This is a genomic window from Saccharopolyspora sp. NPDC050642, from assembly GCF_040654735.1.
Taxonomy (GTDB): Bacteria; Actinomycetota; Actinomycetes; order Mycobacteriales; family Pseudonocardiaceae; genus Saccharopolyspora; species Saccharopolyspora elongata.
Genome location: NZ_JBFAIN010000043.1, coordinates 1 through 23,291, shown reverse-complemented (window position 1 = coordinate 23,291; position 23,291 = coordinate 1). Strand labels below are relative to the sequence as shown.

Below are 23,291 nucleotides of genomic sequence, written 5' to 3'. Positions count from 1 at the left end.
CAGCGAGGGTAACCACCGGCACCGACGATCAACCCTCCCGGGCACCCCGCCCCGGCGGAACGATCTTCGTGGGTCAGGCCAGCCAGAACGCTTCGCGGGTGCGTCGGCGGCGGTCGCGGCGGCGGGTGGGTTTCGGCGCCGCCGGGCGCTGCCACAGCCACATGCACACCCGGGCGCCGCCGAGGCTGGAGCGGTCGACCGCGAGCCGCCCCCCGGTGGACTCGGCGACCCGGCGGGCGATGTCCAGGCCGAGCCCGGTCGATCCGGCGCTGCTGCGCCCGCGCTGCACGGCGTCGGAGGACTCCGCCACGCCGGGCCCGGCATCCTCCACGATCACCCCGACCACGCCGTCCTTCTGCTGCACCGACACCACGAACTCGGTCCGCTCCGGGGTGTGCCGGAAGACGTTGCCCACCACGGCGTCCACCGACGCGGCGAGCTCCGCTCTCGGCACCGGGACGTGGACCTCGCCCTCCGCGCCGCGCAGGCTCCACGGCCGCTGCTGGTCCTCGGCCAGCGCCGACCAGAACCCGAGCCGCTCGCGCAGCAGCTCCGCGACGTCGCAGTCGGCTTCCTCACCGGGCCCGGACCGGCGGGCGCTGGTGATCACCAGGTCCACCTCGCGTTCCAGCCGGTCGATGGCGACCCTGGTCTGCTCGGCCGCCTGATCGTCGCCCAGCGCCTCCGCGTTGAGCCGCAGCGCCGTCAGCGGGGTGCGCAGGCGGTGCGAGAGGTCCGCGGCCATCTCGCGCTCGGCGGCGAGCAGCTGGCGGACCCGGTCGGCCATGGTGTTGAACGCGCGCCCGGCTTCCACCAGTTCGGGCGGGCCGCTGGGATGCACCCGGACGCTGAGGTCGCCGGCGCCGAGCGCGGACGAGGCCTCCGCGAGCCGGGTGGTCGCGCGCACGACGCGGGCCGCCAGCCGGTCCGCGACCAGCAGCGACCCGACGACCAGGACCAGCCCGACGGCGCCGAGCACGAGCCAGGCCCGCAGCACCCCGCGGGTCTGGTCCGCGGCGGGCACGAACACCTCGGCCAGCGCGGTGCGGCCGCCGTCCAGCGCGATGGGCTGCACGAACGCCGTGCCGCCGGCCACTTCCACGCTGGAGGTCCGCACGTCGGACATCGCCAGGTGCACGTCGCCGGCTCCGACCCGGCCCGAGCCGACCACGCCGCCGTCCGGCAGGTACACGGCGACCCGCCCGGACTGCCCGGCGCGCGTGCTGGCGACGGCCTTGCCGACCAGCGCGTGATCGGTCGTGGTGGCCAGCACCGGTGCCAGCGCGACGGCTTGCCGTTCGGCGTCGGACATCGCCTGGTCGCGGGCCATCTCCTTGATCATCAGGCCGAGCGGGATGAGGAACGCCAGGGCGACCATCGAGGTCACCGCCAGCGCCACCAGGACGATCGTGCGTCTCATTCCGGTTCCACGAGCTTCACGCCGACGCCCCGCACGGTGTGCAGGAACCGAGGTTCGGCGGCGCTCTCGCCGAGCTTGCGCCGCAGCCAGGACAGGTGGACGTCGATGGTCTGGTCGTCGCCGTAGGACTGCCGCCACACCTGGGCGAGCAGTTCGCGGCGCGGCACCACCCGGCCGGGCCGGGCCGCGAGGTAGGCCAGCAGGTCGAACTCGCGCCGCGTCAGCTCCAGCTCGGCGCCGTCCAGCGTCGAGACCCGGCTGCCCAGGTCGATGCGCAGCCCGGCGACCTCCAGCAGTTGCGCCGGTTGCGGGCCGCGGGCGCGGCGCAGCACCGCTTCGATGCGGGCGTTGAGGTGCTCGCTGGAGAACGGCTTGACGATGTAGTCGTCCGCGCCCGCGCGCAGCAGGCGGACGATCTCGCCCTCGTCGTCGCGGGCGGTCGCCACGATCGTCGGCACGTTGGAGACGCCGCGGATCATCTTCAGCGTCTCGCCGCCGTCGAGGTCGGGCAGGCCGAGGTCGAGGATGATGACGTCCGGTGGGTGCTCGGCTACTTCGCGCAACGATGCCAGGGCGGTTCCGACGCTGCGAACCACCCAGTCCCGCGCGGTCAGGTCCCGGATCATCGCCGCCCGCACCACCGGATCGTCCTCAACCACCAGAACCACAGCCATGGCGGGGACGATACGGGGACTGTGAGAGTTCTTCGCCTTCCGGTCCGCGGGCGGGCTGCGCCGCACCGCGAGCGGCGGCCGGCGTTCGGCGTCGCCGAATCCCGCACCCCAGGGAGGCATTACGCGCCGCAGTCGGGTAAACCCGTGCGCATGAAACGAGCGGTCGCCTACATCGGCGTGTGGTTGGCCGCGACCACCGCCGCAGTCACGCTGTCCTGGCTCGGCGTCCGCGACGTCATCCGCGGCGCGGTGTTCGAGCCGCCCGACGCGATCCCGCTGGTCCAGCCGGCCACGACGGCACCGCCCCCGCCGCCGACGACGACGGCGGAGCCGAGCCCCGAGCCGATATCGACCACAGTGGACACTCCGACGCCGGAGCCGACGCCGAGCCCGTCGCGGACCACCGACTCCGGCGAGGTGCGCACCTACGAGGCCAAGGGCGGCAAGGTCGTGCTCTCCGTGCACGCCGACGGCGCGAAGCTGGTCTCCGCGACGCCGCGCCCCGGCTACACGGTGCAGACCTGGGACCAGGCCGTCGGCTGGCTGCGGGTGGAGTTCACCGCCGGCCAGCACGGGTCGTCCGTGATCGCGACCTGGCACGACTCCCCGACCTCGGTCCAGACCATCGAGTACTGACGCCCCGAAAGCGCCTGCGGACGGTCAGGGTTTGCGGGCGACGCCGCCGATCAGCAAGCGGTGGAAGGCGTTCACCGGCGCCGCCGGCCCGTCCGGCCACCACGTCGCCACCGGCACCAGTCCCGGTGCCAGCAGTTCGAGCCCGCCGAAGTAGCGCTCGATCTCCTCGCGGGACCGGAACCAGCCGCTGCCCATCGCGCCGAGGTACGCCTCCTCCATCAGGTCGGCCAGCCGGGTCGCCTCGGCGTCCTCGGGGCGGCAGAAGTGGCTGATCCCGACGTAGGAACCGGCGGGCAGCGCGTCGATGTAGCGCGCCATCAGCCCCTGCGGGTCGTCCTCGTCGGCGATGTGGTGCAGCGTGCTGAACAGGAACAGCGCGATCGGCCGGGACCACTCCAGCGACCTGGCGACGGCCCGCTCGGCGAGCAGGCGATCCGGATCCGTGATGTCCGCAGCGACGAAGTGCGTGCTGTCGTTCTCCACGAGCAGGGCGCGGCCGTGCACGATCGCGGTCGGATCGTTGTCGACGTAGACGACGGCAGCGTCCGCGTTGACCCGCTGCGCCACCTCGTGGGTGTTCTCCAGCGTCGGCAGCCCGGATCCGCAGTCCAGGAACTGGTCGATGCCGACGGTTCCGGCCAGGTACCGGGTGACCCGCTGCAGGAAGGCGCGGTTGTCCTTGGCCAGCGCGCCGGGTTCCGGGGTGACTTCGGCGAGCGCGTCGCGCAATCCGCGATCGGCGCTGTAGTTGTCCTTGCCGCCGAGGATCGCGTCGTAGACGCGCGAACTGCTCGGCCTCGTGGGATCGATGCCAGACGGCACGCCCCCGCGCCCTTCGCCGGTTCGTGTCATGCCACTCCCCAACCCCGAATTTCCGCCCCCGACAACCCCAGGTTAGGGGATCAAGGGCCGATAACGTACGTGCGGGTAGATACCGCCAATCCGGGTAAGCTGCTCGACCTGCGGCCGGATTCCACTACTATGCCCACGCGTAACGTTCAACCACTGGATCGCGACAGTGGGTCGTAGAGCCCATTTCCACAGGAGGTTCCGCGTGGCTCCGGACAGTGCCACGGGAAGCGGCCCCACCGCCCGCCGTCTCGTGCTGGGCAGTCAGCTGCGCCGGTTGCGCGAGGCGAGCGGAATCTCCCGCGAGGACGCCGGATACGCCATCCGCGGGTCCGGATCGAAGATCAGCCGCCTGGAGCTCGGCCGCGTCGGCTTCAAGGAACGCGACGTCGCCGACCTGCTGACCCTCTACGGCGTGACGGACCAGTCCGAGCACGAGTCCTTCCTGGACCTCGTCCGCCGGTCCAACGAACCCGGCTGGTGGCACCGGTTCAACGACCTGATGCCCTCGTGGTTCCAGGACTACGTCGGGCTGGAGGAGTCGGCCTCCCGAATCCAGACCTACGAGATCCAGTTCGTGCCCGGCCTGCTGCAGACCGAGAAGTACGCCCGCGCGGTCGCCACCCAGGGCCGTCCGGAGTTCCCGGAGGACGAGCTGGACCGGCGCGTCCGGCTGCGCATGCAGCGCCAGAAGCTGTTCACCCAGCCGAAGGCGCCGCGGTTGTGGGCGGTGATCGACGAGTCGGTGCTGCACCGGCCGATCGGCGGCCGCGAAGTGCTGCGCGAGCAGATCCAGTTCCTGCTCGACGCGACGGCGATGTCCGCGGTGACGCTGCAGATCCTGCCGTTCGAGCTCGGCCGGTCGGGCGCGGAGGGCGCGTTCACGATCCTGCGGTTCGCCGAGCCGGAACTGCCGGACATCGTCTACCTGGAACACCTCTGCGGCGCGCTCTACCTGGACAAGCCGGACGAGGTCGAGGTCTACAGCAAGGTCAGCCACCGGCTCGCGGTCGACGCGCAGACGCCGGAGCAGACCCGCAAGACGCTGCTCAAGGCCCTGAAGCACAGCTGATCGACGTGCCACCGGGATCCGCACCCGGTGGCACTTCTGTGCGCGCCGGCGACTGCGCATAGCACTCATTCACTGACCGCGGGTCACTTAACTGGGAACAAGATTCCTCCGGTCGAGTGATCAAGGTCTCATTGAGATGCACGTGCATTCAATCGTGCATCTGCACCTGCTACCTTGGGTGCACGATCAACTGCACGTGCAGATGATCGTGCAGCGTTAGTCGGGGAAGGGTGGGGTTCGGATGACGAACGTCCAGAACGGTATGCCCGCGCAGCAGCTTCCCAACGTGGTGTGGCGAAAGAGCCGCCACAGCGGAGCGGTGGGCAACTGCGTTGAATTGGCACCGTTGGTCGACGGCGGCATCGCCGTCAGAAACTCGCGCTACCCCGAGGGTCCAGCACTGGTCTACAGCCGGGATGAGATCGCCGCATTCCTGCACGGGGCCAAGGACGGCGAGTTCGACGACCTCGTCTGACGAGCCGTCCCGACGCTCCGCGCGGAGCCATGGTTGAAGCCCTTGACGACGAAACTCGGTGGCGCCATGAACGAGATTACCAACGGTCTGCAAGCCCTGGTAGCCCGCGATTTCCAGTTCGCGCACCCGCGCGACGCCGACGGCGGCCTGGTCGCCGTGGTGGGAATCCGGGTCCACCGCGGGGTTTTCGACATCGTGCAGCTGTTCAGCGAGCACGAAGCCGATGCCGCGCGGATCCCCGGTGACGAGCCGGACGTTCTCTTCCCGAGCAAGGTCCTGTGGCGAACCACCGGTCCCGCGCGCGAAGTGATCGCCGAGCTGCTCGCACTGTCCGAGCCGGCCCCGGACCTCGGCGCCCAGCCCACGGGCTGCTGGCTGCCGACCCACGCGGGCCGCTCGACCTGGCTGGCCGCCTCCGCCTGACACCGGCCAGCCGCCAAGACCCCGCCCCGACCCCGGCGCCGGAGTCCTCAGTGGACTTTGCCTGGCACCGGGACCCCCGAAACGATCGAGTTCCCGCGCGACGGCGCCCCGCCGCGGGAACTCGATCGGGGTTTTCGCACGAGGCGAGCACAACGACACCGCCCATCGCAGGCTCCTTCCGCAGCCTGCGACGAAACGCCCTGCCGACCGAGGACATCCACCGGCTCTCCGCCCCCCGTTGAGCCGGCGACGATGACCCGTGAGCGGCTTGGGAGCACCCCAACCCACTGGGCCTGAGCAGGAAGAACTCAGTTCGCCTCGGCTGCGCGCCCATTGCGAGCGCGCACGTGGTGGACGACGACGACGGCGGTGGCGGCCAGGAAGACGACCTGCATCGCGGTTCGCGGGACGAGTTGGTCGTCCGCGGCGGTGAGGATTCCTTCCAGCGCCGCGTAGACGTTCGCGGGGAACATCGCGATGAGCATGAGCCCGAGCCCGCCCGCGGCCCACGGCGCGGTGCGGTGCCGCAGCAGCCCCGCCGCGCCCACCAGCTCCAGGATCCCGGTGACGGTGACGAGCAGGCCGGGCGCGGGCAGCGCCGGCGGCACCATGCTGATGAGCTGCTCCCGCATGCCGACGAAATGCGCGATGCCGGTCGCCACGAACATCGCGGCGAGCCCGCCGCGCACGGCGACCGGCCAGGGCCTCAGGCCGCGGACGCCGACGGCGCCCGCCACCAGCAGCACCAGCGTGACGGCCAACAGGATGATCAACGGAGCCATCTCGGCCTCCCCAGGAGAAAGCAAACTTGTCAGCGACAAGATGCCTGCCCGGGCCGAATCTTGTCAATGTAAAGATTCGTCGTCCAGGTAGCGGCGCAGGAGGCTGGAGCCTTCGAGCATCGCCCTCGTCCGCGTAGTTGCGGACGAGCCGGGTGGAGATCCCGGCAGCCCGGGCCAGGTCGATCGCAGCGGCGCTGCCGGGTCGCTGATAGACCCAACCGACCGCCAGGACCACAGTGGACGGAATCCCCAGGGATCAGTCCAGCTCGTACATCGGGTTGGGCAGCTTCACGCCGCGTTCGGCGTGGCCGCCGGCCAGGTCGGATTCCTGGTCCCCGACGCTCAGGACGATCCGGTAGCCCTGCCGCTCGATGTCGGCGCGGGCGCCGCTCTTGTACGGCACCACCGACGGCTCGTGGTCATCCACCGGCCGCAGGTACAGGGCCGCCGGCGCCGGGAAGCCCTCTTCCTGCAGGTCCAGCAGGCTGGCTTCGCGCATCTCCGGGTTCTCCCGGCGGCCGGTGACGAAGAAGACCGCGACGCCGCGGGAGTCCGCGAAGCGCGCGAGGTCCCGCGTCGCCGCGATCCCGGCGGGCCCGCGGGCCAGCACGAACTCGTCCGACGACTCCTGCTCGAAGCCGAAGTCGATGCCCAGCCCGTACTCGTAGGTCGACACGCTGGTGTCGTCAATGTCCAGCACGATCGCCGGTTTCGGCACGCCCTCCGCCAGCCGCTGGGCCAGGTAGTCCTGGCCGCGGCGATCGGCCTCGGCGATGTCGGCCTCCCACTGCCCCGAATCGTGGTAGTCCACGATGGACCGCTTCACGTCGGTCAGGTTCGGGCCGGGCTCGGCCTTCGCGCCTTCGGCGCCCTGCGCGGCGGCGCACCCGGTGGCGAGCACGCCGAGCAGGGCGAAGGACGAGGCGATCCCGGGGAATGCGGAGGACTTCCGACCGGACACGATGCGGAACCTCCTGGCGGCGGCGACTACTTCGGCAGCCCGGCCCCGCTCAGCACGCGGTCGAGCGTGGGATAGGACGCTTGCGCACCGGAGTGTTGCACGCTGCAGGCCCCCACGCGGGTCGCCCACCACACGGCAGTGGGAAGCGAATCACCCTGGCTCAGCCGCCATGCCGCGGTGGCGGCGAAAGCATCACCCGCCCCGGTGGTGTCGACCGCGTCGGCCGGCGCACCGGGGATTTCCTCGGCATGACCGGCATCCGCGACCGCCGCGCCGTCCGCGCCGAAGGTGACCACCACCGAACGCGCACCGACCCGGAGGAGCCCGGTCGCGTGCCCGACGTTCTCGGCGGGCACCGGAAAGCCGTTGCGCCGCAGGATTTCCCGGGCTTCGTGCTCGTTGACGATCAGCGGGTCGGCGAGCTCCAGCACCTCGGCGGGCAGGTCGACCACCGGGGACAGGTTCAGCACGAACCGCACCCCGGCCGCCCGCGCGGCGCTGGCAGCGGCGACGACGGTTTCGACCGGCACCTCCAGCACGACCGACACCACCCGCGCCGCCGCGATCAGCGGCTGAGCGGCCGCGATGTCGGCCGGCGACAAGCGCGCGTTCGCCCCGGCGGACACGATGATGCTGTTCTCGCCGGTGTCCGAGACGGTGATCAGCGCGGTGCCGGTGACCGATTCGGCATCGCGGTGGGTGTGCTCGGTGCCGACGCCATCGGCGCGCAGGGCGGCCAGCAGCATTTCGCCGTGCGCGTCCGCGCCGACCCTGCCCACCAGCGCCGTTCGGGCGCCGAGCCGCGCCGCGGCGACCGCCTGGTTGGCGCCCTTGCCGCCTGCGCTAGTGGCCAGCGCTGTGGCGTGCACCGTTTCGCCCGGCAGCGGATGGCGTTGCACGCGAGCGGTCAGGTCGACGTTCAGCGAACCGACCACCACGACGTCTTCGGTGCGCGTCATCGCGAATCCCCTCTCACGCCACGCGTCGCGTCGGTGTGGGGTCGTCGCACAGCCGATCGGCCAGCAGCTCGGCGAAGTCGCCGCCGGTCTCCAGCACCACGCGCACGTGCGCATCGTCCTGGGCCGGGAAGTTCCGGTACTGCCCGCGGACGTCGGCGACGGTCGCGCCGCGCCCCGGCCCCTGGCTCGTCTCCACGTCGACCGCGACGACCGGCGCCAGCACCGGGGAGACGTCGCCGACCGCGATGGCCGCGGCCAGCGGATCGTGGCAGGCCGCGCTGCGTTCGCCGAACACGTTCCGCTCGTAGAAGTCGAAGTACTGGTCCAGCATCTGCGCCGCGAAGGCGGTGACCGGCGTGCCGGTCTCGCGGAGCCGGCGCTGGTGCCCCTCGGTGATCCGCTCGCCCATGGTCGCGTCCAGCGGCACCAGCGTGATCGGCCAGCCGGCGGTCAGCACCGTTCGCGCCGCCTCCGGGTCGTTGCTGATGTTCGCCTCGGCCGCCGGGGTGGCGTTGCCCGGGTGCCGGATCGCGCCGCCCATGATCGTGACGTGCTTGACCAGCCCGGGCAGTTCGGGATCGAGCAGCACGGCGGTGGCCAGGTTCGTCAGCGGCCCGACCGCGAGCAGGTGCAGCGTGCCGGGGTTCTCCCTGGCGAGGCGCACGATGAGTTCCGCGGCGGGCTCGGCGATCGGCCTGCCCGTCGGCGCGGGCAGGTCCGTGTTGCCGAGGCCGTCCGCGCCGTGCACGTACGGCGCGAAGTGCGCGTTCCCGAGCCAGTTGTCGCGGGCACCGACGGCCACCGGGATGTCCGGCCGCCCGGCCAGTTCGAGCACCCGCAGCGTGTTGTCGGCCGCGGTGACCGCGTCGATGTTGCCGAAGACCGTGGTCACAGCCCGGATGTCGACGTCCGGGTCCCTCAGCAGGTAGAGCAACGCCAACGCGTCGTCGATTCCGGTGTCGCAGTCGACGATCAGGGTTTCCTTGGACGCCATCGGTAGCGCGCCTTTCTGCTGGGAGCGGAGTCTCGCGGGACTCGTGCGCGTTTCGGAGCGCTATGGCGATCCAGAACGCGCACGAGCGTTGCCCCGGGAAGCGGAGCGGGTGATCGCGTCAGATCGAGACGGGCCCGCGGAGCTCCGGCTGTGGTTGTTCGGTGTTCATCGGGATTGGCGCACCGGGATGCCCGGCGCGCCGCTGGGCAGCACGTACTTGGCGGCGATCAGCGGGGTCCGCTCCATCGAGACGACCTGCGTGACCAGCACGACCGGCGTGTCCGGCGACCGGTCGAAGACCTCCCCGCGGCGCCGCCCGAGCACGGTCGCGTTGATCGTGCTGGCGCCGCTGAGCGGCAGGTGCGGGTCGATCGAGCCGATGACGTGCAGCATCGTGCTCGGCCGGGCTTCGGCCGCCGCCAGGGCTCCGGGCAGCGCGGGATCGACGGCGGCCAGCGCCTCGTCGTGCACGCTCCACTCCTCCACCAGGCAGGACGGCACGCCGTCGACGTCGACGACGCTCTCCCAGAACCTGATCTCGCAGCTGGCCGGCACCGGCAGGTGCTGCATCACCAGGTCGGTCGGCTGCTCGATGTCGCGCACCAGCGGCCGCACCTTGGTGCTGTCCGCGCCCAGCAGGCCCTCGAACGGTTGCAGCCGTTCGAAGCCCCGCCGGGCCGGGCGGTCGCTGACCGTCCGCCCCACTCCCCGCCGCACGGTGATCACGCCGTCCTCCTGGAGGAGGATCAACGCTTCCCGCAGCGCCGGCCGGCTCACGCCGAGCTCGGTCGCGAGGTCCGGCTCGGACGGCAGCGTCGAACCCGGCGGATAGGTGCCCTGCCTGATGGCCTCGGCGATCCGCTCGTAGAGGTCCACGACCGGTCGACGCTGAGGTCGTCTGGAAGCCACGCCGCACCTCCTGCCGGATTGATGTCAGACAAGTTAAGAGAGATGGTCCCGCACGTCAACTCCGGCAAGCCGGAGAAGAACCGGAGACCACACCTTGACGTACGTCACCTTCGGAGGGTAGATCCTTCCGCCAACATGCCTAACATGTCAGACAGGAAATCCCGGCCGAGTTCGCCGGGAACACCGAACCCCAGGAGGGAACAAGTGCCCGACTCGCCGACCGCCGACCAGCTCCGCCGCGCCCCGAAGGTGCTGCTGCACGACCACCTCGACGGCGGGCTGCGCCCCGAGACGGTCGTGGATCTGGCGGAGCAGCAGGGCTACGGCGCACTGCCGACGTCCGACGTCGCCGGGGTCACCGAGTGGTTCGCCGCCGCGGCCGGGGCCGGCTCGCTGGAGGAGTACCTGGAGCGGTTCGTGCACACCGTCGGCGTCATGCAGACCGCGGACGCGATCAGCAGGGTCGCCGCCGAATGCGCCGAAGACCTGGCCGCGGACGGCGTCGTGTACGCCGAGGTCCGCCACGCACCGGAGCTGAGCACCCAGCAGGGGCTGTCGCTGGACGAGGTCGTCGAGGCGATGCTCGACGGGTTCCGGCGCGGAGCGGCGCGGGCGCGAGAAGCGGGCAACCGCATCCGCATCGGCGTGCTGCTGTGCGCGATGCGCCAGGAGGCGCGCGCCCGGGAGATCGCGGAACTCGTCGTGCGGTACCGCGACGCGGGCGTCGTGGGCTTCGACATCGCGGGCCCGGAGGCCGGCTTCCCGCCCACCCGCTCGCTGGAGGCGTTCGAGTACCTGCGGCGGGAGAACTGCCACTTCACCATCCACGCCGGCGAGGGCTTCGGGCTGCCGTCGATCTGGGAGGCCATCCAGTGGTGCGGCGCGGCCCGGCTGGGCCACGGCGTGCGCATCGTGGACGACATCGACATCGCCGAGGACGGCACCGCCCGGCTCGGCAGGCTGGCGTCGTTCGTGCGGGACCGGCGCATCCCGCTGGAGATGTGCCCGCGCTCGAACGTGCACACCGGCACCGTCGCGTCGGTCGCGGAACACCCGATCGCGCTGCTGCGGCGGCTGGGCTTCCGGGTCACGGTGAACACCGACAACCGGCTGATGAGCCAGACGTCGATGACCCGCGAGTTCACCGAGCTGGTCGAGAACTTCCAGTACTCGCTCGACGACCTGCAGTGGTTCACGGTGAACGCGATGAAGTCGGCGTTCATCCCGTTCGACCAGCGCCTGGCGCTGATCAACGAGGTGATCAAGCCCGGCTACGCGGCCCTGCGCTCCGAGTCCCTGTTCGGCCTGGTCGCCGACCACGAACCGGCGCTGGCCTGACGCGCGGGAGCGCTTCGGGTCGGCACGGCGGCCCGAAGCGCTCGCGAGCGTTCGACAGGACATCGCCGGTCAGCGGCCCTACATTGACCGGCGGTGGGCCCGCTGCTCGCCGCTGACCAGGGAGTGTCCCCATGAGCCGTGTTCGAGTTCTCGTCGGCACCCGCAAGGGCGCGTTCATCCTGACCGCGGACGGCACGCGCGAGCGGTGGGACATCAGCGGCCCGCACTTCGGCGGCTGGCAGCTGTACCACCTCAAGGGCTCGCCGGCGGACCCGGACCGGCTGTACGCCTCGCAGTCGCTCGGCTGGTTCGGACAGCTGATCCAGCGCTCCGACGACGGCGGCCGGACCTGGGAGCCGGTGGGGAACCGGTTCTCCTACGACGGCACGCCCGGCACGCACCTCTGGTACGACGGCACCCCGCACCCCTGGGAGTTCGAGCGGGTCTGGCACCTCGAACCGTCGCCGACCGACCCGGACACCGTGCACGCCGGGATCGAGGACGCCGCGCTGTTCCGCACCACCGACGGCGGCAAGACCTGGCACGAGCTGCCCGCGCTGCGCGAGCACCGCTCCGCCGCCGGCTGGCAACCGGGCGCCGGCGGGATGTGCCTGCACACGATCATCCACGCGCCGGACGACCCGAACCGGATGTTCACCGCGATCTCGGCTGCGGGTGCCTTCCGCACCGACGACGGCGGCAAGAGCTGGCAGCCGATCAACCGCGGCCTGCACTCGGAGGGCATCCCCGATCCGGACGCCGATGTCGGCCACTGCGTGCACCGCATCGCGCTGCACCGAGAGCGCCCGGACGTGCTGTTCATGCAGAAGCACTGGGACGTGATGCGCAGCGACGACGCCGGCGATTCCTGGTACGAGATCAGCGGCGACCTGCCGTCCGACTTCGGCTTCCCGATCGACGTGCACGCCCACGAGCCGGACACGGTCTACGTCGTCCCGATCCAGAGCGACGAACAGCACTACCCGCCCGAAGGCCGGCTGCGCGTCTACCGCAGCCGGACCGGCGGCCACGAATGGGAGCCGCTGACCAACGGCCTGCCGCAGAGCCACTGCTACGTCAACGTGCTGCGCGACGCGATGGCCGTGGATTCGCTGGACGAGTGCGGCATCTACTTCGGCACCACCGGCGGCCAGGTGTACGTGTCGCCCGACGCCGGGAACAACTGGCAGCCGATCGTCCGGGACCTCCCGGCGGTCCTGTCCGTCGAGGTGCAGACGCTGCCATGATCCGGGTCGCGCTCCCCGCCCACCTGCGGACGCTCGCCAAGATCGCGGACCGCGAGATCGAGCTGGACGTCGCCGGCCGGCCGACGCAGCGCGCGGTGCTCGACGCCCTGGAGTCCCGGTACCCGATGTTGCGCGGCACGATCCGGAACCAGGAGACCCAGCTGCGCCGGGCCTTCATCCGGTTCTTCGCCTGCGAGGAAGACCTCTCCAACGAGCCGCCGGACGCGCCGCTGCCGCCGGCGGTGGCGGCGGGCGAGCAGCCGTACCTGATCGTCGGCGCGATGGCCGGCGGCTGAGGCGCCGGATCAATCCGAAGTCCACAGTAGACTGGAATATTCCGGGCACCGCTCAACTAATGGGTGGTCGCCCGAACTTCCCGGCGTGTTGGCGTGTCGATCTACGACACCGGTGGAAGGTTTGCCGCGTCATTCGCCCGCCCCGACGATTCGCGGCCGGCCCTGACACCACCGGAAAAATCCAGATCGGAGTCTGACATGCGCAGTTCAACCCGTGCCCTGTTCGCCGGGGTCGCGGCCGTCGGCCTGCTCACGATGGGGGCTTCCCCGGCGCTGGCCGCCAAGGGCAAGAACAAGGAGTCCGACAACGACTCCACTGTCACGGCCGCGGCCCAGGGCGGCAAGGGCGGGAATGGCGGCAACGGCGGATTCGGCGTGAACATCTGCCCGGCGATCGGCATCCTCGCGAAGGCCGAAGCCCACTGCGGCGCCGGCAACGGCGGCAGCGCGAACGGCGGCGACGCGTGGGCCGAGGCGGAGGACGACAGCCAGGACACCGAATCCGACGACTGACACCGGAATCGCGGCCCGGCGCTCCCGCCCGAACGGGAGCAGTCCGGCCGACCGAAGTCTTCGCCCCGAACCGGAACGCCAGGCCTGCTGCCGATGACGAGTTCGGGGCGACGACGTGGAACGGAGTACTAGTGATCATTTCTGCACGCCTCCTCGGCACCGCCGCCGCGCTCGGCGTCGGCGTGCTGGCGGCCGGTCTGGCGACCCAGCCCGTCGCGCAGGCCGAGCGGAGCACCAGCGAAAAGCCGGGCAGCGAAGGCGAATCCGGCCAGGGGTTCAGCATCTGCCGACCGCTCTCCCTCACCGGCGGCCAGATCACGGCCGAGTGCTCGGTGGCACCGAACGGCACGAGCTCCAACGGATCCGCGGATGCCGACGCCAAGAAGCACGGCGACGACGAGGACGAGGACTGACGCCCGAAAACAGTTCGCAGCACTAGAAATTAATGTGTGTCGGCCTCCACCAGGAGGCCGACACATTTTCATGAATACCGAGGACCCGAACTGTCCATTGTGGTCCAGACCTCGCACGCCCGGATCGCCCGATCCGGGCGGCTTCGCCGGTTCGGCCGATCGCGGGCGAACCGGCGGCCTTACTCTCGAAAAGCGGGCAGGCCGTGGGATTTATTCGGACGTGGCCTGCCCGCTACCAGCGAGAACCTCGGGCGCGACACGTCGGCCGCGCAGCGACCGACGCGGCTTCCGCACCCTAGGAAATTCGCAGGATCACTCGTCGTCCTTGGAGTACTTCCGGTCCTTGCTGTCGTCTTCCGCGGTCGCTTCGGCGTCGCCGCCGTTGGCGCTGCCGCCGTTGCCCGCGCCGCAGTCGGCCTTCGCCGGAGCCAGCACGGCGATGGACGGGCAAACGTTCACCCCGAAGCCACCGTTGCCGCCGTTGCCGCCGGCACCACCTTCGGCCGCAGCGGTCACGGTGGAGTCGTCGTCGGACGCCTTCTCCTTGCCCTTGGCGGCCAGCGCCGGGGACCCTCCCATCGCGATCAACCCGACTGCGGCGGCCCCGGCGAACAGAACACGAACAGACCTGCGCACTGTGAACTCCAATCTGATGAACACCACTTTGGTTGAACGGCTCCACCAGCACTGCCCGGAAGGGATTCGGCGGTACCGAAATCAACGCGTGGACCCTTTCACCAGAGCCCGCGGAACGCCTCCAGCGACATGCAGATCGACGCACCAGTCACCCGTAGGTGCGACCGGAATTCGTTGCTCCAACAAAAAAGAGCGTGCCGACCGGCACGCAGACCGGTCGACACGCTCTCATCGGGACGTGCGGGCTGGGGGTCGCCCGCGTCCTGATCAGTCCTCGCTGTACGCGCTGGAGTCGGCGTCGCCACCGACCCCGTTGCCACCGTCGCCAGCGGAGCAGGAGCCCTTGCCCTCGCCGAGAACGCCGACGCCGATGCCACACAGGACGTTCACACCGATGCCACCGTTGCCGCCCTTGCCGTCGCCACCCTCAGCCTCGGAGGCGGTAACCGAGTGGTCGTCCTTCCCACCCTTGCCGTGCCCACCACTGGCGAAGGCAGGCGAGCCCATGGCCAGCATCGCAGCAGCAGCAGCGGTCACACCGAGAAGGCGAATCGAAGTACGCATTCGTATAGCTCCCATCCATGTTGGACATTCGCCGGATCGGCAGGTTGAGTTCCCGGAATTCCGGGAATTTGGGGTGCACCGACCGACACGACAAACATTGCCATTGATTTGGCCGGTCCGGCATGTCGGGCCACACCAAAGAGAATCACTCGCCACCCATGAGGATGCACGATCACGCAGTGCGTCCGGCGCGCCGAGAATCGGTCCCGCACAACTCAACTGATCAGATGAAGGAGATCGACCACGAGGAAAAAGATCAAGAAGTAGAATCTCGATCCCGATCACAAAATGATCAAGAAGGAACGATGTGAAAACCATTGCCCCACAAGCGACTTGCGCAAGTCGGTCTCCAGAAATCCAGACCGTGGAGGTCGCACGTTGGGGCCATGCGGGGACGGCCCGCCGGGCACGGCGCACGGGTCGCCCCTAGCGTTCGTAACTGCTCAGGATCCAAATCTCGTTTCAGGAGGCAAGTCATGGGAATTCGCCGCGAGACGGCAGTGGTGCTGGCCGCGCTGGGAACTCTGACCGCCGGCGCCTCGGTGGTCGCCGCGACGGCCTGGGCGGCCGGGCCACCGCTGACCGTCGAGGTGGGCGAGTCCAGGTGCCTGCACGCGGCCGACGTCCCGTTCGTGGCGGCAGCACTGAAAACCGCCGGGCAGGAGGGTTCCGCGTCGGCCGCGGTGCGGCTGACCGTCCGCAGCGCCACCAACGACGGCCAGAAGCACTCCTACGTCGTCACGGTGGACGGGGAACAGCGGGCCAGCGGCTCCGTCAGCGGAAACGGCATGTCCATCAACAGCGTCGGCATCGACAACGGCAAGAGCTCCCGGGTGGTCGTGGCGACGGGCCCGACCGTCATCTTCGACCGGACCATCTCGGGACGCTGCTGACCGGGATCAGCAAGCAGCAGAAAGTAGGGGAGCGGGAGGAATTCCGCTCCCCTACTTTCTGCTGCGGCTGGGAATCACATCGCCGTAAAAGGAACCAGTGGCTTCACCGGGCCTGCCGGTGAAGCCACTGCGAGTGCGGCGCAGGCGGGCCGAAGGGCCAGAGTCACGCCCTGCGAATGCGATCCCACCTTGGTTCCGCCGCGTGGCGTGCGCGACCACGGGCGGCGACTTTCACGCTGCACTCCTTGCCTTTCGGCAATCCCTGGGGTGCGGCGGCACGGGTGATCAGAAGTCGAACACGGAACCGGTCGCGGCCTTCAGCGCGCAAGGATTGGCCAGCAACACCTGGTAGCCGACCGGCTGACCGCGCCAGGTGCCCTCCGCGGACGCGTTCACCGGTCGGCTCTCCTTGGTGCAGCTCTTCGGCTCACCCAGGTCCAACCGCTCGAACTTCCCGTCCACCCGCTGCAGCTCCGTGCACGCATCGGTCGCGCGCGGGTGCTCTCCTCTCGCCGGATCGCAGGTCAGCGTGACCGTCCGGGATTTCTGGGATTCCGTCACCGTCAGCTTCAAGGTGCTCTGCCCCGCACCGTCGGACGTGGCCGAAGCAACTCCTGGAACCAGCACCGCAGCAGCGAAGACGACGCTGACCACACCGCGTCCGAGCAACCGGGAATCGGTCATTTCCTGCATCCTCCGTCCGAACAGAAAAGAAAACCCCCGTCCTCCTTACCGCACGCCGAACGATCTCTCCGCGCGAAGTCCAAACGATCACCTATCGGGCTCCCTCGAAGCGGTCGTCGCTACGGCCAGCCACCGTCGAGCGGCGATCTCGCACCCGGCCGATCAACCGCGACGATCTACCCGCTCCGATTCGGCGACGGCATCGGGCCGCTCGGCGACACCGCGTATGCCCCATTAACCCGCCGGTGTCTCGGACCCGAAAAGAAGCGACGGTGTTTCACGTCGATTTCTCTTATTTCGAGCGAACATCGGCCGTGACGACGCTCGAGCCACGCAAATCGAATGCACCCCCGGAACCGCGGACGGAACGTAGCCGCAACGCGCCCCCAACCGGGCACGGCCTGTCGATCGCGTGATCGTCTCGACGCAGTGGAGCGGCGGGCTGCTGCACTGCGCAATGCCTTGCTCCTTGCACAGATCTCCGTCAGGTGGCCCGTTGCGCGAGCGCACCGATCGAGATCATCAGATGAGGTGAGCGACCAAAATCTCGGGTTGCACGGCTTTGCGGCCACGCTATGTTTTAGATGACCCCGCTGCGGCAGGGTTTCAAAATCCCGACGGGAATCCGCTGCCGATTCAGCACGACGCAAAGTCGGCAAAGGATTCCTTGCGGCGTCATCCACTAAAGTAAGTACGAAGGGGTTTTAGGTTATGCTTTCTGCCAAGCGCGTCATTGCTGCAACCGCTCTGGGACTCCCCCTCATGCTCGGTGCCCCGGGAATGGCGCTGGCCGACGGCGGTCACGGGCACGGCAAGCCCTGCCACAGCCAGAAGTGCCACAAGAAGAGCGATGACCAGACCATCGACCAGGACCAGCACGCCAGCACCGACCAGGCCAACGTGAACGTGCCGACGCAGTACACGTTCAACGTGGGCAGCGGTGAGGCGAACTCGGTCAGCTGGAGCAACCAGTCCAACGACGCCGACACCGACCAGACCGAGGTTGGCGTGCAGGAAGACTGGTGACGATAGCGGCCCCCTCGCTTTCGCAGTCCTCCCGCATCTGAAAAGGCTTGGCCCGGCGATTCCCTCGCCGGGCCAAGCCCTTTTTCATCCCCACCCGCCGCCGCGGTGCTCGCCCGGATGCACCGGACTAGTCCTCGACCTGCAGCTCGCCCTCGGACTGCTCGGAGCTGTTGTAGTTGTTCTGCTGGGTAAAGGTCAGCGCCGACTGCTCACCCTTGCCGCCGTTGCTGACCTGGGTGATCGGCGAGACGTTGATGTTGTTCTGCACCGTGTGGTTCTGCTCGGCCTGCTCCTGGGTCTGCTTCACGATCCAGGAGGCCTTCGGCGGGCTCCCCGACGGACCGTTGGCGGCCAGCGCCGTGCCGGAGGCCATCAGCAGCAGCGGCAACGCCGCAGCGGCCGCGGCGAGCGCCTGCTTCGCAGTACTCATCAACCGATTCCCTTCGTAGACCAATCGATTTCGCGCCGTCCAGGGCACCCCGCGGCGATCGGAATTGCGAAGCACCCGGGCACCTTGGAATCCGCACCCCGAAATGGGGGGCAACGGAAACCTACCGGCGAATTGAGATTCGGCGGCGGACCGAAACATCTTGATCACTCCAAATGGTGATCACCGGACCCGTGCGCATGAAGAAACCCGCTGACCCGGCGGCTGCGCGCGTCGGATCAGCGGGTCGCTATCCCGGCCCCGGCGGGGCCGGCCGGATCAGCTTCAGGCGTCGAAGCGGAAGACGTTCGTGTTGCCGAACGACTGCCAGCGCGGTTCGAGCTTCAGCCAGCTCCCCGCCGGAGCGTGCGGCTCAACGGCCACCGCGACGTCCTGGTCCAGCTTCGGGCTGATGATCCAGCCGTTTTCATCCCGCGCGAAAACCCAGTCCTGGCTCGGGTTTCCGTGCTGGCACGGCAGGGAGAGGACCTGCGGCCCGCCCTCCGCGTTGGCCTGCACGCAGCGGTTCGTCTGCTGGTTCCGAATGGTCCAGCTGCCGTCGAATCGGTCGGAGACGACCCACTTGCCGGCGTCGCCGAGGACACCGAACGGAGCGGTCTTGACCACCGAGTCGCTGCCGAAGTCGACCCACCGGGACCCGTCGACGACACTGCTGATCTCCGCCCCGGGGTACGCCGGGGCAGGAGCCGAAGCGGCCTGGGCTCCCGCCGGCACGAGAGAAATCGCAGCCAGAGCACCGATGGCACCGAACATCCAGCGAGCACGCGTCATTACAAACCCCTCCAGACAGAAACTTCTTCGGGATTGGCGATCGGTTTTCCGACCGTCCGAATAAGATCTCTACCAGCACCGGAGGGAAATATCGCACCGGGTCACTACAACGTGTGGCCACTGCGCGACATCGGTAACGACGCCTAGATCAAAGCAGATAACGGTCCTCAATGGACACGTTTTGGCAACGGTCAAAAACGCGAAAAGTGAGTCTTGTTTCAGATTAGCCGGGACGCCGGCGCACGGCTACCCGATCGCGTGAGGTGACGAGACCGGGCGGCCGCGCGGTGCCGCCGTCAGGAGTACCGGATGTCCGGGAAGTCCCGCTGTGCCTGGAGGAACTGCTCCTCCCACTCCGCGGGCCAGCCGAACGCCTCGGTGGCGAGGCCCTTCAGGTTCACCCCGGCCGCGCCGCTCATGAAGTGCACGAACTCGCCCCAGTTCATGTCGCGGGCGAATTCCTCGCCGCTGGCCGGGAAGTAGCGCCCCAGCAGGTCGAAGTAGCGCACCATCACCTGGGCGCCGCCGTGGTCGCGCCACAGCGGGTGGAACCAGTCGCGGAACCAGTGCGTGCCGGCGCGCGGGAAGTCGTCCACGTGGTCATCGGCGGTCTTCCGGTTGTAGAAGTCCTCGGCCTCGGCCGCCATTCCGAGCGACTTGTAGACGTCGTAGATGTAGAACTCCATCCACTTGCTGTCGCCCCACAGGCCGAATGCGGGCGAGCCGTGCTTCCCGGCGGCGATGCCCTCGACGACGTGCCCCGCCTCGTGCGTCACGATCTCGTACTGCGGCGTGGACCAGTCGTCGCCGCCGACGTCGCTGACGTTGCGGAAGTCGTGCGACACGTCGTAGACGGTCGACGGGTGGCCGCCGTAGTACTTGCCCTCGTGGTGGATCGAGTACAGCCGGTCGGCCGTCATCTGGTTGCCGGAGTTGCCGTAGGTCTGCTGGGAGTACTGCCACATCGAGGTCAGGTACGGCATCAGCCATTCCCGCGCGGCCGGGTCGACGTCCTGGTCGAAGTAGAGCGCCACGGTGTCGTTGTGGTCGATCAGCCGCAGGTTCTGGTCGTGCTCGAACCAGTGCTCCTGCCAGGTGGCGGGCGGCGGATCCGCCATCGGCGCAGGATTCCCCGCGCTGGCGACGCCGGGGGCCATCGCCGCCAGCGCCAGCACCATTGCCGTGATCGCCCTGCTGCGCATGTCCCACCTCGGGGCTCGGGGATGTTGGTCTGAACCAACGTAATCAGGGCGATGCGCGCTGTCACCGACAGAACGGGACAGGTTCCCCATCGGGCAACAAGTCGACACGTCGACCCAGCCGGATCCACAGTGGACGCCGAGATGACGCGGCCGCGAAGACCGCCGGAATGGCGAAACCCTGCCGGTGGAGATCACCGACAGGGTTCGAGTGGTGGTGCGCGATACTGGGATTGAACCAGTGACCCCTACCGTGTCAAGGTAGTGCTCTCCCGCTGAGCTAATCGCGCCGAGCGGCTCGGCCGCTTGCAGGGTTCAGCTTAGCTGACCCGCGAAAGCGGCCGTGCACCACCCCGCCTCACACCTGGCGCTCGAAGGTGACCAGGAGCCCTTCGACGCCACCCGGGCCGACCCGCCCCTTGACGTCGGCCCCGGTGATCGCCTTCAGCTGCCAGCCCTCGGCGGCGTGGTCGTTGAGGACCCGCTCCAGCTTGTCGCCCGACATCTTGCCGCCGAGCCACTTCTCCCGGAGCTCCACGACCTTGTACTGGTTCGAACACGTCCCAGGAGTCCAACGATGCGCACCGCGCGCCGGTTCCGTCAGGGATCGCAGGAGCTGCCCGGCACGGGCGCCAGGAACTCGGCGGCCGCCCAGCGCGCGCCGCCCAGATCGCGGAAGCCGCCGACCACGTTGGGCGTCGCCGTCACCTCCTCGCCGTTGCCCAGCCTGCCCACCCGGTCCTCCCCGGAACCGGGCCCGGAGCGGACGTTGAGGACGTCGGCGGTGACGTGGAAGGTGCACGGCCCGGGCTCCCCGACGCCGAACCCGACCTGGCCGGTGCCGGCCAAGTAGCTCACCCCGAGCACACCGGCACCGATGAGCAACAACGGACGAGGCAACAGGAACACGGCATACCTCCTGGTCCGGCACGGTCAAACCAGCTATAACCGGCCCGGCTGCGAGCGCGGAACCCCGGGCACCCGTCGGCACGCCCGGTTCAGCGGCTCGGGTGTCGCCCGCCCGGCACCCGTGCGCAGGCGGTAGTCCGGTTGAATCCCGGCATGCCCGCACGCTTCAAGGACCTCGCACTGGACGCGCTCGACCACCAGGCGTTGGCGGATTGGTGGTGCCGAGCGATCGGCTACGTCCGCCGGGACAGCCTCGCCGACGCCGGCGATCGCCCCGCCGAGTGGCCGGTGCCGATCGTCGATCCGGCCGGCGTCGGGCCGCTGATCTGGCTCAACCCGGTGCGCGAGCCGAAGAACGGCAAGAACCGGATGCACCTGGACGTCGTCGGCGACCGCGACGAGCTGCTCGCGCTGGGCGCGACCCTGGTCCGGGCCCGGGACGAGGAGATCGAATGGGACATCCTCGCCGACCCCGAGGGCAACGAGTTCTGCGCCTTCGCCCCCTGAGCGCCCACTACCCCTGGACGAGCGCCGCCAGCTCTCGCCACTGGGGCATCGGCAGTTCGCCCGGCGTCGCCGTCAGGACCTGCAGGCAGACGTGGTCGGCACCGGCCTGGAAGTGCTCCCGCACCCGCTCGGCGATGCTCTCGATGTCGCCGCCGGCGACGATCGCGTCGACCAGCCGGTCGCTGCCGCCGTCGGCGAGGTCCGCTTCGCCGAAGCCGAGCCGCAGCAGGTTGTTCCGCTGGTGCGGGGCCTGCAGGTAGCCGCCGACGTGCTCGCGCTGCGTCCGGCGAGCCCGATCCCGGTCCGGGTCGAGCACGACGGCCTGTTCGACCGCGAGGTACGCCTCCGGGCCCATGCGTTCGCGCGCCATCACGGTGTGCGAGACGGGCACGAAGTAGGTGTGCGCTCCCCAGGTGCGGTCGGCGGCAAGGTCGAGCATCTTCGGCCCCAGCGCGGCGAGGAGTCGTCGAGGCGGCACCGCTGCCCCCGCGGCGTTGAGCGGAACCTCGTCCAGGTTGTCGAGGTAGTCGCGCATGCTCGACACCGGCTTGCCGCTGAAGGGGATGCGGTAGCCGGCGAGCGCGGTCGGCGAGCTGGGAACCCGGTGCCCGCCGAGACCGAGCACGAACCGGCCGGGGTGCTGCTCGCCGAGCGAGCGTTCGGCGGCCGCCATGGCGATCGGATCCCGCAGGTAGATGTTCGCGATACCGGTCGCCACGGCGATTCGCTTCGTCGCGTCGAGCAGCAGCGCCGCCTGGGACACCGCATCCCGGCCGAACGCCTCCCCGAACCACACCGCGCCGTAGCCCAGTCCCTCCAGTTCCGCGGCGGCCTCGCGGACCCGCGCGGCGGGGTGCGGATCGAATGCGAACGTCCAGATCCCGAGCCGGCCGGGGTCGTGCTGCGCGTGGGACATGTTCTGCCACCCTCCGATTAAGCTGAGGCATCCTCCGGTTATTCGGAAGAATACGGAGGGGTCCTCCGGTTGGCAACGAGATTCCCGATGGGTGAGCACATGACGACCGAGCGACGACCGATGCGGGCCGACGCGCGCCGGAACTACGAACGACTGCTCGCGGAAGCCGAGGCCGCCTTCCGCGAGCGCGGAACCGACGCTCCGCTGGAGGAGATCGCGCGCAGCGCCGGAGTCGGCATCGGCACCCTCTACCGGCACTTCCCGACGCGGGACGCGCTGCTCGAAGCACTGCTGCACGACCGCTTCGCCACGCTGTGCGAGTTGGGCGCAGACCTGCTGGGCGCGAAGTCGCCGCGGACCGCGCTGGTCACCTGGCTGCGGGAATTCGCGAAGTCGTCGAACAGGTACCAGGGGCTGCCCGCCTCCGTGATGGCAACGCTGAACGACGCGGAGTCCCAGCTCTACGCGTCCTGCCACGCGATGCAGGAGGTGGGAGAACAGCTGCTCGCGCGCGCCCAGCAGGCCGGTGAGGTCCGCCCCGATCTCCTGGCGAGCGAACTCCTGCTGCTGGTGGCGTCGATCTCGTGGGCGAGCGAGCACAGCCCGAACAGCATCGACCGCTTCCTGACCCTGCTCGTCGAGGGCATCGGTCCCTGACCGGCAGGGGGACGGAGGGACCGCAATTTCCATTGAGGTGATCTCAGTGGAATGGGATGGCTGATGGCCTGGGGAGGTGTGGGCGTGGGGTCCTGGTAGAAGAGGTCTCACCACAAGATC

30 protein-coding genes and 1 tRNA gene are annotated in these 23,291 nt (G+C 69.5%); 13 read left to right on the top strand and 18 right to left on the bottom strand.

Annotated elements, in window-relative coordinates:
- Positions 1-73: 73 nt before the first annotated feature.
- Entirely contained in the window at positions 74-1,420 is a 1,347-nt protein-coding gene (locus AB0H93_RS37775; RefSeq protein ID WP_132486281.1) for a HAMP domain-containing sensor histidine kinase, read from the bottom strand.
- Positions 1,417-2,094 carry a response regulator transcription factor gene (locus tag AB0H93_RS37770; protein ID WP_358580156.1) on the bottom strand — a complete coding sequence of 226 codons (678 nt, stop codon included), beginning with the start codon at positions 2,092-2,094 and terminating at the stop codon, positions 1,417-1,419. Before AB0H93_RS37770 ends, AB0H93_RS37775 begins: the two co-directional genes overlap by 4 nt.
- 150 nt (positions 2,095-2,244) lie before the next feature.
- Here AB0H93_RS37770 and AB0H93_RS37765 point away from each other — a divergent pair, with 150 nt between their 5' ends.
- Complete coding sequence (locus AB0H93_RS37765) at positions 2,245-2,730, top strand: hypothetical protein (protein WP_358580154.1); 486 nt, start codon at positions 2,245-2,247, stop codon at positions 2,728-2,730.
- Between the two features lie 24 nt (positions 2,731-2,754).
- Here AB0H93_RS37765 and AB0H93_RS37760 read toward each other — a convergent pair whose 3' ends face one another.
- Positions 2,755-3,582, bottom strand: coding sequence for an SAM-dependent methyltransferase (locus tag AB0H93_RS37760; protein ID WP_358580151.1), 828 nt, complete (start codon positions 3,580-3,582; stop codon positions 2,755-2,757).
- 202 nt (positions 3,583-3,784) lie between these two features.
- Here AB0H93_RS37760 and AB0H93_RS37755 point away from each other — a divergent pair, with 202 nt between their 5' ends.
- From AB0H93_RS37755 to AB0H93_RS37745, 3 genes are all read left to right on the top strand, one after another.
- Complete coding sequence (locus AB0H93_RS37755) at positions 3,785-4,651, top strand: helix-turn-helix transcriptional regulator (RefSeq protein ID WP_358580149.1); 867 nt, start codon at positions 3,785-3,787, stop codon at positions 4,649-4,651.
- A 241-nt stretch (positions 4,652-4,892) separates the two neighbouring features.
- Entirely contained in the window at positions 4,893-5,126 is a 234-nt protein-coding gene (locus AB0H93_RS37750) for a DUF397 domain-containing protein (protein ID WP_132486291.1), read from the top strand.
- Between the two features lie 66 nt (positions 5,127-5,192).
- A complete protein-coding gene (locus AB0H93_RS37745; RefSeq protein ID WP_132486293.1) occupies positions 5,193-5,549 on the top strand; it encodes a hypothetical protein in 357 nt (118 codons plus the stop codon).
- 308 nt (positions 5,550-5,857) lie between these two features.
- On the opposite strand, the gene AB0H93_RS37740 is transcribed toward AB0H93_RS37745, so the two are convergent.
- The 5 genes from AB0H93_RS37740 to AB0H93_RS37720 all read right to left on the bottom strand — a co-directional run bounded on the left by AB0H93_RS37740 (position 5,858) and on the right by AB0H93_RS37720 (position 10,154).
- Complete coding sequence (locus AB0H93_RS37740; RefSeq protein WP_358580146.1) at positions 5,858-6,331, bottom strand: hypothetical protein; 474 nt, start codon at positions 6,329-6,331, stop codon at positions 5,858-5,860.
- Between the two features lie 256 nt (positions 6,332-6,587).
- Positions 6,588-7,292 (bottom strand): HAD family acid phosphatase, encoded by a 705-nt coding sequence (locus tag AB0H93_RS37735; RefSeq protein ID WP_358580143.1) that lies wholly within the window; start codon positions 7,290-7,292, stop codon positions 6,588-6,590.
- 26 nt (positions 7,293-7,318) lie between these two features.
- A complete protein-coding gene (locus tag AB0H93_RS37730) occupies positions 7,319-8,251 on the bottom strand; it encodes a ribokinase (protein WP_358580141.1) in 933 nt (310 codons plus the stop codon).
- 13 nt (positions 8,252-8,264) lie between these two features.
- Positions 8,265-9,245, bottom strand: coding sequence for a nucleoside hydrolase (locus AB0H93_RS37725; RefSeq protein WP_358580139.1), 981 nt, complete (start codon positions 9,243-9,245; stop codon positions 8,265-8,267).
- Between the two features lie 165 nt (positions 9,246-9,410).
- Positions 9,411-10,154, bottom strand: a complete 744-nt coding sequence (locus tag AB0H93_RS37720; RefSeq protein WP_358580137.1) for a GntR family transcriptional regulator — start codon at positions 10,152-10,154, stop codon at positions 9,411-9,413.
- Positions 10,155-10,358: 204 nt separating this feature from the next.
- Here AB0H93_RS37720 and AB0H93_RS37715 point away from each other — a divergent pair, with 204 nt between their 5' ends.
- The 5 genes from AB0H93_RS37715 (at position 10,359) to AB0H93_RS37695 (ending at position 13,961) form a co-directional block, all read left to right on the top strand.
- Positions 10,359-11,492: an adenosine deaminase gene (locus tag AB0H93_RS37715; RefSeq protein WP_358580135.1), complete on the top strand. Its 1,134-nt coding sequence runs from the start codon at positions 10,359-10,361 to the stop codon at positions 11,490-11,492.
- A gap of 131 nt (positions 11,493-11,623) precedes the next feature.
- A complete protein-coding gene (locus tag AB0H93_RS37710; protein ID WP_358580133.1) occupies positions 11,624-12,739 on the top strand; it encodes a sialidase family protein in 1,116 nt (371 codons plus the stop codon).
- A complete protein-coding gene (locus AB0H93_RS37705; RefSeq protein ID WP_358580130.1) occupies positions 12,736-13,035 on the top strand; it encodes a MoaD/ThiS family protein in 300 nt (99 codons plus the stop codon). The genes AB0H93_RS37710 and AB0H93_RS37705 overlap by 4 nt, the downstream gene beginning before the upstream one ends.
- Positions 13,036-13,233: 198 nt before the next feature.
- Positions 13,234-13,548, top strand: coding sequence for a hypothetical protein (locus AB0H93_RS37700; protein WP_358580127.1), 315 nt, complete (start codon positions 13,234-13,236; stop codon positions 13,546-13,548).
- A gap of 131 nt (positions 13,549-13,679) precedes the next feature.
- Positions 13,680-13,961, top strand: a complete 282-nt coding sequence (locus AB0H93_RS37695; RefSeq protein ID WP_358580125.1) for a hypothetical protein — start codon at positions 13,680-13,682, stop codon at positions 13,959-13,961.
- 312 nt (positions 13,962-14,273) lie between these two features.
- On the opposite strand, the gene AB0H93_RS37690 is transcribed toward AB0H93_RS37695, so the two are convergent.
- Both AB0H93_RS37690 and AB0H93_RS37685 read right to left on the bottom strand, forming a co-directional pair.
- Complete coding sequence (locus AB0H93_RS37690) at positions 14,274-14,597, bottom strand: hypothetical protein (RefSeq protein WP_358580122.1); 324 nt, start codon at positions 14,595-14,597, stop codon at positions 14,274-14,276.
- A gap of 267 nt (positions 14,598-14,864) precedes the next feature.
- On the bottom strand, positions 14,865-15,161 hold the full coding sequence (locus AB0H93_RS37685; protein ID WP_358580120.1) for a hypothetical protein: 297 nt from the start codon (positions 15,159-15,161) through the stop codon (positions 14,865-14,867).
- A gap of 476 nt (positions 15,162-15,637) precedes the next feature.
- Here AB0H93_RS37685 and AB0H93_RS37680 point away from each other — a divergent pair, with 476 nt between their 5' ends.
- A complete protein-coding gene (locus tag AB0H93_RS37680) occupies positions 15,638-16,054 on the top strand; it encodes a hypothetical protein (protein WP_358580118.1) in 417 nt (138 codons plus the stop codon).
- 285 nt (positions 16,055-16,339) lie between these two features.
- Here the strand turns inward: AB0H93_RS37680 and AB0H93_RS37675 are convergent, their stop codons facing one another.
- Positions 16,340-16,738, bottom strand: coding sequence for an SSI family serine proteinase inhibitor (locus tag AB0H93_RS37675; protein ID WP_358580116.1), 399 nt, complete (start codon positions 16,736-16,738; stop codon positions 16,340-16,342).
- Positions 16,739-17,500: 762 nt separating this feature from the next.
- Here AB0H93_RS37675 and AB0H93_RS37670 point away from each other — a divergent pair.
- Positions 17,501-17,764 (top strand): hypothetical protein, encoded by a 264-nt coding sequence (locus tag AB0H93_RS37670; protein WP_358580113.1) that lies wholly within the window; start codon positions 17,501-17,503, stop codon positions 17,762-17,764.
- 127 nt (positions 17,765-17,891) lie between these two features.
- Here AB0H93_RS37670 and AB0H93_RS37665 read toward each other — a convergent pair whose 3' ends face one another.
- The 6 genes from AB0H93_RS37665 to AB0H93_RS37640 form a co-directional block, all read right to left on the bottom strand.
- The gene (locus AB0H93_RS37665) at positions 17,892-18,194 is read right to left on the bottom strand and encodes a hypothetical protein (RefSeq protein WP_358580111.1); all 303 of its coding nucleotides are present in this window, start codon (positions 18,192-18,194) and stop codon (positions 17,892-17,894) included.
- 282 nt (positions 18,195-18,476) lie between these two features.
- Entirely contained in the window at positions 18,477-18,926 is a 450-nt protein-coding gene (locus AB0H93_RS37660; protein ID WP_358580109.1) for an RICIN domain-containing protein, read from the bottom strand.
- A 353-nt stretch (positions 18,927-19,279) separates the two neighbouring features.
- Positions 19,280-20,185 (bottom strand): hypothetical protein, encoded by a 906-nt coding sequence (locus tag AB0H93_RS37655; protein ID WP_358580107.1) that lies wholly within the window; start codon positions 20,183-20,185, stop codon positions 19,280-19,282.
- Positions 20,186-20,397: 212 nt separating this feature from the next.
- Positions 20,398-20,472: transfer RNA gene (locus AB0H93_RS37650), tRNA-Val, on the bottom strand.
- A 68-nt stretch (positions 20,473-20,540) separates the two neighbouring features.
- Positions 20,541-20,720, bottom strand: coding sequence for a DUF4177 domain-containing protein (locus tag AB0H93_RS37645; RefSeq protein WP_358580105.1), 180 nt, complete (start codon positions 20,718-20,720; stop codon positions 20,541-20,543).
- 62 nt (positions 20,721-20,782) lie between these two features.
- Positions 20,783-21,091 (bottom strand): SH3 domain-containing protein, encoded by a 309-nt coding sequence (locus AB0H93_RS37640; protein ID WP_358580102.1) that lies wholly within the window; start codon positions 21,089-21,091, stop codon positions 20,783-20,785.
- Positions 21,092-21,244: 153 nt separating this feature from the next.
- Here AB0H93_RS37640 and AB0H93_RS37635 point away from each other — a divergent pair, with 153 nt between their 5' ends.
- Positions 21,245-21,598, top strand: coding sequence for a VOC family protein (locus AB0H93_RS37635; RefSeq protein WP_358580099.1), 354 nt, complete (start codon positions 21,245-21,247; stop codon positions 21,596-21,598).
- A gap of 7 nt (positions 21,599-21,605) precedes the next feature.
- Here the strand turns inward: AB0H93_RS37635 and AB0H93_RS37630 are convergent, their stop codons facing one another.
- Positions 21,606-22,514, bottom strand: coding sequence for a TIGR03620 family F420-dependent LLM class oxidoreductase (locus tag AB0H93_RS37630; protein ID WP_358580096.1), 909 nt, complete (start codon positions 22,512-22,514; stop codon positions 21,606-21,608).
- A gap of 99 nt (positions 22,515-22,613) precedes the next feature.
- Here AB0H93_RS37630 and AB0H93_RS37625 point away from each other — a divergent pair, with 99 nt between their 5' ends.
- Complete coding sequence (locus AB0H93_RS37625; protein WP_358580094.1) at positions 22,614-23,171, top strand: helix-turn-helix domain-containing protein; 558 nt, start codon at positions 22,614-22,616, stop codon at positions 23,169-23,171.
- Positions 23,172-23,291: the final 120 nt, after the last annotated feature.

Bases quoted from the DNA above. Each gene is read 5' to 3' on its own strand.
- AB0H93_RS37775 (WP_132486281.1), bottom strand. From the start codon at position 1,420: ATGAGACGCACGATCGTCCTGGTGGCGCTGGCGGTGACCTCGATGGTC.
- AB0H93_RS37760 (WP_358580151.1), bottom strand. From the start codon at position 3,582: ATGACACGAACCGGCGAAGGGCGCGGGGGCGTGCCGTCTGGCATCGAT.
- AB0H93_RS37770 (WP_358580156.1), bottom strand. From the start codon at position 2,094: ATGGCTGTGGTTCTGGTGGTTGAGGACGATCCGGTGGTGCGGGCGGCG.
- AB0H93_RS37725 (WP_358580139.1), bottom strand. From the start codon at position 9,245: ATGGCGTCCAAGGAAACCCTGATCGTCGACTGCGACACCGGAATCGAC.
- AB0H93_RS37655 (WP_358580107.1), bottom strand. From the start codon at position 20,185: ATGCGCAGCAGGGCGATCACGGCAATGGTGCTGGCGCTGGCGGCGATG.
- AB0H93_RS37685 (WP_358580120.1), bottom strand. From the start codon at position 15,161: ATGCGTACTTCGATTCGCCTTCTCGGTGTGACCGCTGCTGCTGCTGCG.
- AB0H93_RS37630 (WP_358580096.1), bottom strand. From the start codon at position 22,514: ATGTCCCACGCGCAGCACGACCCCGGCCGGCTCGGGATCTGGACGTTC.
- AB0H93_RS37665 (WP_358580111.1), bottom strand. From the start codon at position 18,194: ATGAGTACTGCGAAGCAGGCGCTCGCCGCGGCCGCTGCGGCGTTGCCG.
- AB0H93_RS37700 (WP_358580127.1), top strand. From the start codon at position 13,234: ATGCGCAGTTCAACCCGTGCCCTGTTCGCCGGGGTCGCGGCCGTCGGC.
- AB0H93_RS37675 (WP_358580116.1), bottom strand. From the start codon at position 16,738: ATGACCGATTCCCGGTTGCTCGGACGCGGTGTGGTCAGCGTCGTCTTC.
- AB0H93_RS37740 (WP_358580146.1), bottom strand. From the start codon at position 6,331: ATGGCTCCGTTGATCATCCTGTTGGCCGTCACGCTGGTGCTGCTGGTG.
- AB0H93_RS37635 (WP_358580099.1), top strand. From the start codon at position 21,245: ATGCCCGCACGCTTCAAGGACCTCGCACTGGACGCGCTCGACCACCAG.
- AB0H93_RS37670 (WP_358580113.1), top strand. From the start codon at position 17,501: ATGCTCGGTGCCCCGGGAATGGCGCTGGCCGACGGCGGTCACGGGCAC.
- AB0H93_RS37745 (WP_132486293.1), top strand. From the start codon at position 5,193: ATGAACGAGATTACCAACGGTCTGCAAGCCCTGGTAGCCCGCGATTTC.
- AB0H93_RS37765 (WP_358580154.1), top strand. From the start codon at position 2,245: ATGAAACGAGCGGTCGCCTACATCGGCGTGTGGTTGGCCGCGACCACC.
- AB0H93_RS37730 (WP_358580141.1), bottom strand. From the start codon at position 8,251: ATGACGCGCACCGAAGACGTCGTGGTGGTCGGTTCGCTGAACGTCGAC.
- AB0H93_RS37750 (WP_132486291.1), top strand. From the start codon at position 4,893: ATGACGAACGTCCAGAACGGTATGCCCGCGCAGCAGCTTCCCAACGTG.
- AB0H93_RS37625 (WP_358580094.1), top strand. From the start codon at position 22,614: ATGACGACCGAGCGACGACCGATGCGGGCCGACGCGCGCCGGAACTAC.
- AB0H93_RS37680 (WP_358580118.1), top strand. From the start codon at position 15,638: ATGGGAATTCGCCGCGAGACGGCAGTGGTGCTGGCCGCGCTGGGAACT.
- AB0H93_RS37705 (WP_358580130.1), top strand. From the start codon at position 12,736: ATGATCCGGGTCGCGCTCCCCGCCCACCTGCGGACGCTCGCCAAGATC.
- AB0H93_RS37710 (WP_358580133.1), top strand. From the start codon at position 11,624: ATGAGCCGTGTTCGAGTTCTCGTCGGCACCCGCAAGGGCGCGTTCATC.